The following is a 12190-nucleotide window of genomic DNA, read 5'->3' as shown; positions in this document are numbered from 1 at the left end:
ATGCATATTGCAGTTACAGGAAACATTGGAGCAGGAAAAACAACTTTGACGACGATGCTTTCTAAGCATTACGGATGGGATGCACAATTTGAAGACGTAGATCACAACCCTTATCTGGAAGATTTTTATTCCGATATGAGCAAATGGAGCTTTGCATTGCAGGTGTATTTCCTGGGAAGCAGATTCCGTCAGGTAAAGGAAATCAGAGAAAGTGGCAAAAACATTATTCAGGACCGTACCATTTATGAAGACGCCCATATTTTTGCAGAAAACCTGAATGATATGAATCTCCTTTCAGACAGGGATTTCAATAATTACTCTTCCGTTTTTAATCTGATGAAATCTTTTGTTTCGGCTCCGGATCTGTTGATTTACTTAAAATCAGACGTTCCCAATCTGGTTAAAAAAATCTACAAAAGAGGCCGTGAATATGAAGCATCTATCAGTATTGAATACCTTTCAAAACTGAATCAGAAATATGAAAAATGGATCTCCAATTACACAGAAGGAAAACTTCTGATTGTGGAAGTGGATGATCTTGATTTTGTAGAAAAGCCAGAAGATTTCGGGTTTATTCTGGAAAAAATTGAGGCTGAGCTTCACGGATTGTTTTAACATATTTTTATCAGTACATTAAGACAGACTCAGGGTAATTCTTTTTAAATTTGTTGAAAGAAAGTTTAACTTTTTTGAATAATAGATCATGGTAGTTAAAGTTTTACATAACGGAAATTGTTCGAAATCAAATGCTGTATTAGAGTATCTTGATGAAAATGGAGTGACCTTTGAGATCATTAATATTGTTGAAGATCCACTAAGTATTCTTGAGCTAAAAACGGTGCTGAAAAAACTGAATCAGAGTGTTTTTCATATCATCCGTAAAACGGATAAACTGTATCTGGAAAACTATGCAGATAAAAATTATTCGGAAGAAGAATGGCTGAAAATTCTGTCAGAAAATCCATCCCTGATACAAAGACCTATTTTGGTAAAAGGCTCTGTAGCCATGTTGGGGAGACCTATCGAAAATGTAAAATTTTTTATTGAAAAGTAAAGATTAAATCATAAAAAAATCCGCTCTTTATCTTAAAGGGCGGATTTTTTTGTTTTGATATATAACATATATTCTCTTTTTTCCTTTGATTTTCTATTTAAGAGGTTTCTTTCGCTTTTCTTTTGGTGTTTGCAAAGTATTATATAAAGCTTCCAGTTCTTTTGGTGGAATACCAGAGTCAAAAGTAGCTGAAGTATAGGTGACTCCATTGGAAGTGATAATAATAGTAGAAGCTAACGCCCTGTCGCTGTATCTGTCTGTAGTGGGAGACTGAAGATTTGATATTTTGGTTAGGTCCAGAGCTTCTGCCTGTTTGGAAATATTCTCCCATTCAGAAAGGGACATTGCCGTTTGAGTTGAATCTCCATTGAATGTAGCGGTAATAAGGTTGGGTGTATATGCAACACTCCGGTTGGTTCCCCGGGTTCTTTCTGTTAATTCTATTTTCTCTATTTTCTTTTGTTTTGCAATTACAGTTGAATTTTTACTGCTAATGTTGTTTTTATTTTGATTAATGCAACCAATAATTAGTAAAATTGTAATAATATTAATTGTTATAAATTGTAGTTTCATTGAATTATTTTTATGCTATTTGGTGTTTTGTTAGGTTATAATCTTTTTATATGGGTTTTTTTTGTATGTTTGCTAAAATACAAAAATATAATTAATGAATAACTCTATTATTTCGAAATCTTCTTTAGCAGCCCTATTCTTTATGGGAATTGGATTTTCAAATGCACAGATAAGAGAAGGTGTAAAATCTCCGAAAAGGCTTACAGAACAAAAGCTGGATCCTAATGGAATTGAAAAATGCGGAACGCTTGAATATGAAGCTAATTTGAAAAGAAAATTTCCAGAGAGGCTTACAACAGAACAGTTTGAAAAGTGGCTTGCCCCTTTGATTGAAAAGGCCAGTGCTAATAAATCTCAGAATGGAACTGTAATTACAATTCCAGTTGTAGTGCATGTTATTCACAGTGGTCAGGATGTAGGAATTGCTCCTAATATTACAGATGCTCAGGTGATGTCTCAGATTACAGTAATGACAAATGATTTTAGAAGAAAAATTAACACTCCGGGATATAATACAAATCCTGTAGGTGCAGATACTGAAATACAGTTTGTACTCGCAAAGGTAGATCCTAATGGAAATCCAACTAATGGAATCGACAGAGTGAATCTTTGTAGAGACTATTGGGCGAATGGAGCTCCACAATATGGATTTCCAAATTTTATCAATGATGTTGTAAAAACCGGGACAATTTGGGATCCTACAAAATATATGAATATGTGGAGTGTAGACTTTGCAGATAATGGTTTGTTGGGATTTGCTCAGTTTCCTTCTAGCTCCGGTCTTCAGGGCCTTGATGCGAATGGAGGTCTTGCCAGTACAGACGGGGTAGTGGCAGGATATGCTACTTTTGGAAGTATGGATTATAATGATGGTACATTTTTAATGCAGGCTGGTTATGACAGAGGAAGAACAATGACCCATGAAGTAGGCCATTTTCTTGGGCTTAGACATATCTGGGGAGATGCAACGTGTGGTACTGATTATTGTGCAGATACTCCAACAGCACATGAGGAAAATTATGTGTGTGATCCTTCTATCCCAAGTTGTGATAATCCTGCGGTTTTTGAAATGGTTCAGAATTATATGGATTATACAAACGATACTTGTATGAATATTTATACCAGTGATCAAAAAACCAGAGTAAGAGCTGTGATGGACAATTCTCCAAGAAGAATGGAGCTTAAGGCATCCAATGCAGATTCACCTATTCCTTTGTTTGCCAATGATGCTGAGATCAAGTTTGACGGAGGGTGTTCAATAGGAGTCGTTAATTGTGGAGAAGGAGTACTTCGCTTGCTTATCACCAACAGGGGTACGAGTAATTTGACATCAGCTGTTATTTCCTATTCAATAAGTGGGGGAGCAGCTCAAACTTATAACTGGACGGGTAACCTGACTCAAGACAAATCGGGAGTAATTAATATCCCTGTAAATGGTTCTGTAGCATCTTCTCCTGTTTCCTTCTCTATTACGTCTGTAAATGGAGCTGCAGATCAAAGAAGTACAAATAACTCTACAAGCGGTAATTATGTAAAGCCTGTAGCACCTCAGTATTTTTCAACAACTACTGTTACCTTTAAGATGCAGAGAGACAAGTATGGTCAGGAAACGAGATGGAACCTGAAAAACAGTGCAGGACAAATTGTAAAAGAAGGAAGATATAGCAATACTCAGCCAGGGCAGCCTACTCCGGCTCTCATCACTCAAGTGTGGAATTTGCCACAGGATTGTTATGCGTTTACAATGTCTGATGACTTTGGTGACGGATTGGAGAATGGATACGTAGACCTTACTACAAGTACCGGACAGACCATATTTCATTTAGAAAATGAATTTGCTTATGAGACTAAAACATTTACCACAAGGGAATCATTAGGAACTGCAGAGGCTAATAAGAATAATACATTTGGTATATATCCTAATCCGGTTAATGATATTCTTAACATTACCGGACTTTCCGGAGAATCTCAATTTGAAATTCATAATGCTGTAGGACAAATTGTTAAGAAAGGGAAAATTAATGATAATCAGATTCGTGTAGTAGATCTTGTAAAAGGAGTGTATGTCGTTACAATACAGAATGCTAAAGCTTCAGAAAGTATTAAATTTGTTAAGAAGTAATCATACAGAATAATCAGTTTTTAACATAAATGATCCGCCTCTATAGTGAGGTGGATTTTTTTTTAAAACTGAAAAGGAATGTAAATAGGAAAAAGAATTCAAAGTAAAGAATACAATTGAGATAGTATAAATTGTAAATATGAATTAGGATGAAAAGTTACAATGCAGAGAAGAAAAATTGGGAGAATGTCAGTACAATAAAAAACCGCTTCATCACATAATGAAACGGCTTTTGTTTTTACAATAGAATAACGCCTTCTATTTTTGCTACTTCTTTATAAAGATTCACAACCTGATTGGCATCTAAAACAAATGCGTTAATGTTGCAGGCAGTGTATTTTCCATTTTTACTTTCGCGGTTTCCCAATGTAAATTTAATACCATCAAAAACCTTGTAAATTTCAGTAAGCTTTGACTGGTCTGTAGGAATAATAAATTTAAATAAATAATCTTCAGGAAAATCATGATGATCCTCCAGTTTATCCTTTAAAGACTTGTAAAAATCTTCAGGATTTGCGTGTTGATTTCCTTGTAATATATCCATCTGCAATTATTAATATAATATAAATATAACGAAATTTTTCCTATTTTCCAAATGGCCCAAGGAGGGATTTGGAGTTCTTGTTTTCGTAATCTTCAATGATGTTAAACAATCCGGCTACCAGTTGTTCAGAGGCAAGCTGGCTTAGCCCTCCTGAATTGACGGTGTTTTTATTTCCTCCTAAAAGATTTCCAAGGAAATTACTTCCTGATAATGCGGTATTGATGGTTTTTACAATCCCATATTCATTCAGTTTCTCATCTACTTTAGGAGCAATGGCTGCAATAAGCTGCTGGGATGTTTTTTCTTTCAGAACCTGTGTAGCGGTGGTTCCCTGCATAATTCTCGTTACATCCTGAGCGTTCAGGCTGTTTACAGCATCTTCTAAAATTGGTTTTGAAGTATTTATCGTATAAGCTGCTGCCTGTGCTATATAATCTCTTTCTTTGGCTACTAATGACGGAGCAATTTTTTCCAGCGTAGAGTTGATATCTCTTAATTCTTTCGGAAGCGCTTTGTCTACCATATTATTTTGAAGGAAAGCCTCTTTATTTCCATAAATTCCCATTCCTTTATCAATACCATTCAGCAGGATTCTTTTAATAATAGAAAGCCCCATGTCTGATGTGGCCAGTGTTGTACAGGATTGTACACTTGTAGTAATAACGGCACCGGTCCCGATCACAAGAGCGGCTGCAATGATATATTTTTTCATTGATCTTTTTACTTGATAATTGTGTAAAAGCATTTCTCAAAAACTGCACCAAAGGTAATTACTATTCTCTATTTAACAAAATATTAAATTCAGGAGCAGATTTGGTGAATTTTTAGACTAAATATGTTAATTTAACATTAGTGAAATGGTGGTTAATTGATAATTATTTTGAGCATAAAATTATAATATTTGAATATTTGTCATTTTCAATACAATAAAACAAGGGAATGCATAAATGTTTAAGATAATTTAACATTGTTCGATTTTTTTTATATTTTTGGCTAATGTCTTTTTTTGAGATTTTAAATAACTCCACTATTTAGAGACAGAAAAAATTGAATTTATTTGAATAAAATTGAAACTATATGAAACAAAGTAATTTAAAGTACTCATGTCTCATTGCTGTTCTGTACTTCGGTATGAATGTCAATGCGCAGACTGCTAAAAAAGATACTGCTACTAAAGAGCAGAAGATCGAAGAAGTGGTTTTGATCGGATATGGGGCTCAGAAAAAAGAAAACGTTACCGGAAGTATCGGAATGGTTTCTGCAAAAGATCTGGCTGATAAACCGAACGCTAACCCGGTAAGCTCTATACAGGGTAAGCTTGCAGGGGTAAACATTACAAACACTGGTACACCTGGTGGTTCTCCGCGAGTAGACATCCGAGGAGTTGGTTCCTTATCAGGAAATACTGTTTTTATTGTAGATGGTATGATAACAACTGATATCTCTTTCCTTAACCCTCAGGATATTGAATCTATGAGTGTCCTGAAAGATCCGTCAAGTTTAGCTATCTTCGGAGCTCAGGCTGCCAATGGTGCTGTGATTATCAAGACCAAAACTGGAAAAGGAAAACCTGTTTTTAGTGTGAATTCATATCTAGGAATTAAAAAGGTGACCAACATTCCTAAAATGGTTAATTCTGATCAGTATGTTGAGCTTTATAATGAGAAGCTGCTTAATGATAACAACGGAGACCCTACAGGATCAATTTCAAGAGCTAATTTCCCTGCAGATACCAACTGGTATAATGAGATTTTCCGTACAAGCATCATTAATTCTAATGATTTTTCGGCAACCGGAAGCATAGGAAAGCTTAATTATTATGGTAGTGTAGGATATCTTCAGGATGAAGGTAACCTTGCAGCGGGTTACGGAATTAACTCAGGAAGTGGTTTTAACAGATTTAATACAAAATTAAACCTTAGCTATAAAATTACAGATAACATTACCATTGGAGATAACTTCAGTTTTTCCAAGATGCGTACTGATGTAGCACAGAATCCTTTGCTGAATGCCTATAATGCACCTCCTATATTTTCTGTAATGAATCCTGCTACAGGAGATTATCAGTTTTTCAACGGATATTCTATACCAAACCCAAGAGCAAGACTAGATCTATATCGTTCACAGGTAAGGCAGGAGAGATTGCTTAATAATATCTGGGGAGAATTAAAATTCCTGAAAGATTTTACATTCAGAATCAGTTACTCTAGTGATAATTATAGCCCAAGCCAATATGAGTATACTCCTACACTTAATTATGTTCCTATCTCTAGCCAGGTAGCATCTTCGTTAATTACAAGAAATTTTAGAAATAGAAATTACGTTTGGGATAATACAATTAACTGGAAAAAGAGTTTTGGTAATCATAATTTTGACATCCTTGCAGGTTTTTCGAGAACAAGAACTTCTTTATCACAAGACTACTGGGCTGCTAAGAATGTTAATTACGACGGAACAAATGGATCTTTAAATATTGCCAACGGAACAGACCTTGTTCATGTAGAAGGTGTAGATAGGGATGATGCTGTTGTTTCCGGAGTTTTCCAGGATCAACAAAGAATTCAGTCTTTCTTTGGAAGGATTAACTATGATTATAAAGGTAAATATTTAGTCAACGCATCTATACGTAGAGATGCCAGCTCACAAATTAATGTTGATAGATCTAAAACCTTCCCGGCAATTAGTGCAGGTTGGGTAATTTCTAAAGAAGACTTTATGAGTGAGCAGAATGTTTTTAATTTATTAAAACTGAGAGCAAGTTATGGTGAATTAGGAAATCCTAATGTAGGAAGAGGATATTCAGCCAATACAACTATTATTGGTGGTGGAGCTTACTATGGAAATACAGGGTATCCTGCACAGACTATTGATAAATTTATTGATCCAAATATTGGCTGGGAAACAACAACCGGTAAAGATGTAGGGTTGGAAATGGCTTTATTCAATAATAAGCTTAAAATTGATGCGGCTTACTATAATAAAGACTCTAAAAATGTAGTTTATGGTGTAAACCAGGGAACTGTTTCCGGTGCAAGTAACTGGAATAATTTTGTAACAAACGCTTATTCTTTCAATAATAAAGGTTTTGAAGTGTCTGTTAATTATAATACAAAATTGAGTGAGCATGTTACTTTTGGAATATACGGAAACTTTACTTCCCTTAAAAATGAAATCACATCGGTGTATGGTGGATCTTATTTAGAAACAGGAGCCAGTTTATTCGGAAATTCTATTGTTAGATTACAAAGCGGCCAGCCAGTAGGTTCTTACTACGGATATCAGGTTGCAGGCGTTTTCCAGACAGACGCAGAAGCGGCAGCTTCAGGACAGCCGGGAGCAAAAGCAGGATGGTTCAAATTTGCAGATCAGGATGGTAACGGAACTATTGACTCAAGAGATAAAACATTCTTAGGAAGTCCAATTCCTAAAGGAACTTATGGATTTGGAGTTAATTTTAATGTGTATGATTTTGATATCGCGGTTGATTTCCAAGGCGTATTTGGGAACAAAATATACAACTACAACCGTGAGCAGCGTTTTGGAAACGAAACATGGGATTTGGATATGTATAACAACAGATGGCATGGAGCAGGTACTTCTAATACCAATGCAATGATTACCTCTAACCAGTCTATTATTTTACCCAACAGTTTCTATGTAGAAGACGGTAGCTACATCAGATTAAGAAATGTTCAGGTTGGTTATAACTTACCGAAATCTCTTGCGCAATCTTTATCACTAACCAAGCTGAGATTATATGTAAGCGCCCAAAACCCTTGGACAAGCTTCAAATATAATGGGTTCTCACCAGAGATTACAAATACAGACAGAGTACAGATGGGAATTGATAATAATATCTACCCAATCTCTGCTATTTATACATTCGGTATGAACTTAACATTTTAATTAAAAAAATTATGAAAAAAATATTTTTAACACTCTCCATACTTTCTTTAAGCATAAGTTGTAATAACGATTTTGTAGATATTAAAGATGAAGGGCAAACGAATGTAGCAAACTTCTTTACAACACAGGATGATGCAATGCAGGCTACAAATGCTATTTATAGCTTTTTAAGAAGTTGGGAGAACTCAGGTTTCCCTGCACAATATGTATTTGGAGTAACAGGTGATGATGTAGAAAAAGGATCTAATCCTGGAGATGCATCGTTTATTAATGCTTATGATAATTTTACTTTTACAGTAAGTGATGATGGAGTAAGAGGATATTGGATCGGGCAGTGGCAGGCTGTAAACAGAGCTAACCAGGTGATTACCAATGTTCCTAAGATAGACATGGATGCTACACTTAGAACCAGATTGGTAGCTGAAGCCAGAATGCTGAGAGCTTATTTCTATTTCAATTTGGTAAGAATCTATGGTGGAGTTCCTATATATGACGGATTGCCAGCAGATGGAAATTATCTGAAAGCAAGAAATTCAACAGCAGAAGTGTATAACTTTATCGCTTCTGATCTTATTGCCGCTTCTCAGGTGTTACCTCAGACTTATTCTGCTGCAGATCGTGGAAGAGTAACAAAAGGTGCCGCTTTGGGATTACTTTCAAAAGTATATCTTTATATGAAAGACTATCAAAAAGCTTATGATACTTCTAATCAGGTTATTGGTATGGGGTATTCATTAGATCCTGATTTCAACCATTTGTTCAGACCAGCTGGAGAATTTGGGTCAGAATCTGTTTTTGAAGTGAACTGTGATTGTTCTGCAGAATTTGGAGGCAGCCAATATGCAGAAGTTCAGGGAGTAAGAAACCAGTTCGGATGGGGCTTCTTTACACCTACTCAGGAATTAGAAAATGCATTTGAACCTGGAGATATCAGAAAAGAATTAAGTATTCTTAGAGAAGGAGAAACTACCCTTGAAGGAGATTTAATTAAGAAAGGAGACCCTCAGGCAGGAAATATGTGGAACCAAAAGGTGTATGTGCCATCATCTTTAAATAATAATGCATGTGGTTACGGTTCTATTCAGAATATAAGAATCTTAAGATTTGCTGACATTCTCTTAATTAATGCAGAAGCGGCGAATGAATTAGGAAATACAGCTGTTGCCATTACAAATATTAATAAAGTAAGAAACAGAGCTCAGCTTGGAAATACTACAGCTTCCAGTCAGGGTGCTCTCAGAACTGCAATCTGGCAGGAGAGAAGGGTAGAACTGGCTATGGAAATGGATAGATTCCCGGATTTAGTAAGAACAGGTCAGGCTGCTACTTATTTAGGACCTAAAGGATTTAAAACAGGGAAGAATGAACTTTTCCCAATTCCTTTGGACGCTATGAACCAGAGTAACGGACTTTTCGTTCAAAACCCTGGCTATTAAAATAAATCATAAACATTAGAGGAGAATGAAAGTTCTCCTCTTCTTTTAGAAACCTATAATAAGAGATCTCATGAAAAGGAACATATTATCAATCGCTGTCACCTCTTTATTCTTTGTATATTCCTGTAAAAATACTCCTGTAGCCCAACAGGAAGCCGGAAAAGTTGAAGCGGTAAAAAGTAATATTACAGATGAACAGCTGATGGACAGAGTACAGAAAGATGCCCTTAAATACTTTTGGGATTATGCTGAGCCTAACTCAATGCTGGGAAGAGAACGTTATCATGAAGACAATGTCTATCCGGATAATGACAAGCACGTAGTTACTACAGGTGGTTCAGGATTCGGGCTGGCAACTATTCTGGTAGGAGTAGAAAGAGGATTTGTTCCGAGAAAAGAAGCGGTAAAAAGACTTACTCATATCATGGATTTTCTTGCAAAAGCAGACCGCCACAAAGGAGCATGGTCCCATTGGATCAATGGAGAGACCGGAAAAACGGTTCCTTTTGGTAAAAAAGATAATGGCGGAGATCTTGTAGAAACAGCTTTCCTTACTTCAGGAATACTGATGGTTCGTGAATACTTCAAAAACGGAACCCCGGAAGAAAAAGCTTTGGCAGCAAAATGTGACGAGCTTTGGAAAGGAATTCAGTGGAACTGGTACACCAAAGGAGGGCAAAAAGTCCTTTACTGGCACTGGTCACCGGAATACCAATGGGAAATGAACTTTCCTCTGGAGGGCTATAACGAATGTCTGATTACCTATATTCTGGCAGCATCTTCACCTACCTATTCCATTGATGCCGAAACCTATTATAAAGGCTGGACGAGAAACGGAACCTACCTTACAGACAAAACAAAATACGGGTTACCCCTGTATGTAAAACATAATTATGCCGAAGAATACGGTGGACCGCTTTTCTGGGCACAATATTCATACATCGGGCTTGATCCTACAGGATTGTCTGATAAACTTGTGAAAAATTTCTTCGATATCAATAAAAATCAAACCCTCATCGATTACAAATACTGTGTTGAAAATCCAAAACAATGGAAAGGGTATGGACCCAACTATTGGGGACTGACAGCTGGCTATACCAGAAATGAGGACGGAAGCGCAGGATACACTGCCCACATGCCAAGCAATGATAATGGAGTTATAACGCCTACAGCCGCATTGAGCAGCTTCCCGTATACACCTAAAGAATCAATGGCTTTCCTAAGATTCATTTATACTCAAAAACCAGAATTTATAGGGTCAGCAGGTCCTTATGATGCCACTTCAATCAATTACAACAATTGGTTTACCCCAAGGTATCTGGCTATTGATCAGGGAACTATTGCTCCAATGATTGAAAACTACAGATCCGGATTCCTTTGGAAACTGTTTATGAATGCTCCGGAAATCCAGCAGGGATTGAAGAAGCTGGATTTTCATTCCAAAAAGTATGGATGGTAGAATAATATAGTTTAGAATATGATACAGGTTTTTAGAAATATAACATTTCAGAGCATAATACTTTATATATTTTGTTACTTAACTCTGCTAATTCTAGATTATTTTTTTCCAGGGGGGGCTTGTACTCCGGGGTTTGGAATTCTCATTATTCCTTTAGCGATGATCCTTGCATTTATTTTTTCTCTATTATGTTTGGTAAAGCTTTTTAAAAATGATAAAACCTATATTTTACCTTTCATAATACATTTATTAGTGTTTATAATAATATTTGGATTATTTGTAACATCAGTTTAAGTTACATTACAGATAATTACTATACATTCATCTTAAAATATTAAAAATGAATTTGAATATAAACCATTTACTTTTTTTACTCCTGCCATTTTCATTACAAATGAATGCTCAGGAAATAAAAGCAGAACTGAATAAAGAAATTAAAAGACAGGAAAAAATGTCTTATATTCTGGATTATCCCCAGAATGCAAAAGGAAACGTTCCATTGATTGTATTTCTTCACGGTTCAGGAGAACGCGGAACCAATCTGGATCTGGTAAAAGCCCACAGCCCATTTACCTATAAAAACCTGATCAAAGAACCGGTGGCTATTCTCGCTCCGCAATGTCCGGAAGGGATGTGGTGGGATACCGTGACCCTATATAATCTGATCAAAGAAATTCAGCAAAAATATAAAATTGACGCTTCCCGTATTTATCTTACAGGACTTTCTATGGGAGGATGGGGAACTTTGAAACTGGCTATGGAGCATCCGGAGATGTTTGCCGCTGTAGCTTCAGTTTGTGCACCTACTGATCAGATTATGACCGCCAATATTGATCAATTTAAAGATTTGAATATAAAAATATTCCAAGGCGGAATGGATGATATTGTACTGCCTGCCAATGCTTTTAATTTTTATCAGAAGTTACATCCTGTAAATCCGACTGCAGAATTGGTAATTTTCCCGAATGATAATCATAATTCATGGGATTCTACCTATTCAAATCCACAGTTCTATGAATGGATGCTGTCTAAAAAGAAAGGAAAATAGCACAATAGAAAATAATCAGAAGATAATCCCATCGAATTAAAACTAAAA

At 36.0% G+C, this 12190-nt stretch carries 10 protein-coding genes; 7 read left to right on the top strand and 3 right to left on the bottom strand.

Going from position 1 to position 12190, the window contains the following annotated elements; all coding sequences use genetic code 11:
- Together CLU97_RS12800 and CLU97_RS12795 are read left to right on the top strand one after the other, a co-directional pair.
- Positions 1-615: a deoxynucleoside kinase gene (locus CLU97_RS12800; protein WP_089690558.1), complete on the top strand. Its 615-nt coding sequence runs from the start codon at positions 1-3 to the stop codon at positions 613-615.
- An 88-nt stretch (positions 616-703) separates the two neighbouring features.
- Positions 704-1054: an ArsC/Spx/MgsR family protein gene (locus CLU97_RS12795; protein ID WP_121488270.1), complete on the top strand. Its 351-nt coding sequence runs from the start codon at positions 704-706 to the stop codon at positions 1052-1054.
- 93 nt (positions 1055-1147) lie between these two features.
- Here CLU97_RS12795 and CLU97_RS12790 read toward each other — a convergent pair whose 3' ends face one another.
- A complete protein-coding gene (locus tag CLU97_RS12790; RefSeq protein WP_121488269.1) occupies positions 1148-1627 on the bottom strand; it encodes a hypothetical protein in 480 nt (159 codons plus the stop codon).
- Positions 1628-1721: 94 nt separating this feature from the next.
- Here CLU97_RS12790 and CLU97_RS12785 point away from each other — a divergent pair, with 94 nt between their 5' ends.
- Positions 1722-3749: a M43 family zinc metalloprotease gene (locus tag CLU97_RS12785; RefSeq protein ID WP_121488268.1), complete on the top strand. Its 2028-nt coding sequence runs from the start codon at positions 1722-1724 to the stop codon at positions 3747-3749.
- 238 nt (positions 3750-3987) lie between these two features.
- On the opposite strand, the gene CLU97_RS12780 is transcribed toward CLU97_RS12785, so the two are convergent.
- Both CLU97_RS12780 and CLU97_RS12775 read right to left on the bottom strand, forming a co-directional pair.
- Positions 3988-4293 (bottom strand): DUF493 family protein, encoded by a 306-nt coding sequence (locus CLU97_RS12780; protein WP_121488267.1) that lies wholly within the window; start codon positions 4291-4293, stop codon positions 3988-3990.
- A gap of 40 nt (positions 4294-4333) precedes the next feature.
- Positions 4334-5005 (bottom strand): DUF4197 family protein, encoded by a 672-nt coding sequence (locus tag CLU97_RS12775; RefSeq protein WP_121488266.1) that lies wholly within the window; start codon positions 5003-5005, stop codon positions 4334-4336.
- A gap of 365 nt (positions 5006-5370) precedes the next feature.
- Between CLU97_RS12775 and CLU97_RS12770 the strand changes: the two genes are divergently transcribed.
- The 4 genes from CLU97_RS12770 (at position 5371) to CLU97_RS12755 (ending at position 12142) form a co-directional block, all read left to right on the top strand.
- A complete protein-coding gene (locus CLU97_RS12770) occupies positions 5371-8199 on the top strand; it encodes a SusC/RagA family TonB-linked outer membrane protein (RefSeq protein ID WP_121488265.1) in 2829 nt (942 codons plus the stop codon).
- Positions 8200-8210: 11 nt separating this feature from the next.
- Positions 8211-9635, top strand: coding sequence for a RagB/SusD family nutrient uptake outer membrane protein (locus CLU97_RS12765; RefSeq protein WP_121488264.1), 1425 nt, complete (start codon positions 8211-8213; stop codon positions 9633-9635).
- 70 nt (positions 9636-9705) lie between these two features.
- The gene (locus CLU97_RS12760) at positions 9706-11094 is read left to right on the top strand and encodes a glucoamylase family protein (protein WP_121488263.1); all 1389 of its coding nucleotides are present in this window, start codon (positions 9706-9708) and stop codon (positions 11092-11094) included.
- Positions 11095-11434: 340 nt separating this feature from the next.
- Positions 11435-12142, top strand: a complete 708-nt coding sequence (locus CLU97_RS12755; protein ID WP_121488262.1) for a prolyl oligopeptidase family serine peptidase — start codon at positions 11435-11437, stop codon at positions 12140-12142.
- Positions 12143-12190 lie beyond the last annotated feature (48 nt).

Source organism: Chryseobacterium sp. 7, from assembly GCF_003663845.1.
GTDB lineage: Bacteria > Bacteroidota > Bacteroidia > Flavobacteriales > Weeksellaceae > Chryseobacterium.
The sequence above is the reverse complement of the archived record's forward strand: the minus strand, read 5'-3'. Positions and strand labels throughout refer to the sequence as shown.

Coding starts and splice junctions, on each gene's coding strand:
- CLU97_RS12770 (WP_121488265.1), top strand. CDS start 5,371: ATGAAACAAAGTAATTTAAAGTACTCATGTCTCATTGCTGTTCTGTAC.
- CLU97_RS12755 (WP_121488262.1), top strand. CDS start 11,435: ATGAATTTGAATATAAACCATTTACTTTTTTTACTCCTGCCATTTTCA.
- CLU97_RS12795 (WP_121488270.1), top strand. CDS start 704: ATGGTAGTTAAAGTTTTACATAACGGAAATTGTTCGAAATCAAATGCT.
- CLU97_RS12785 (WP_121488268.1), top strand. CDS start 1,722: ATGAATAACTCTATTATTTCGAAATCTTCTTTAGCAGCCCTATTCTTT.
- CLU97_RS12800 (WP_089690558.1), top strand. CDS start 1: ATGCATATTGCAGTTACAGGAAACATTGGAGCAGGAAAAACAACTTTG.
- CLU97_RS12780 (WP_121488267.1), bottom strand. CDS start 4,293: ATGGATATATTACAAGGAAATCAACACGCAAATCCTGAAGATTTTTAC.
- CLU97_RS12775 (WP_121488266.1), bottom strand. CDS start 5,005: ATGAAAAAATATATCATTGCAGCCGCTCTTGTGATCGGGACCGGTGCC.
- CLU97_RS12760 (WP_121488263.1), top strand. CDS start 9,706: ATGAAAAGGAACATATTATCAATCGCTGTCACCTCTTTATTCTTTGTA.
- CLU97_RS12765 (WP_121488264.1), top strand. CDS start 8,211: ATGAAAAAAATATTTTTAACACTCTCCATACTTTCTTTAAGCATAAGT.
- CLU97_RS12790 (WP_121488269.1), bottom strand. CDS start 1,627: ATGAAACTACAATTTATAACAATTAATATTATTACAATTTTACTAATT.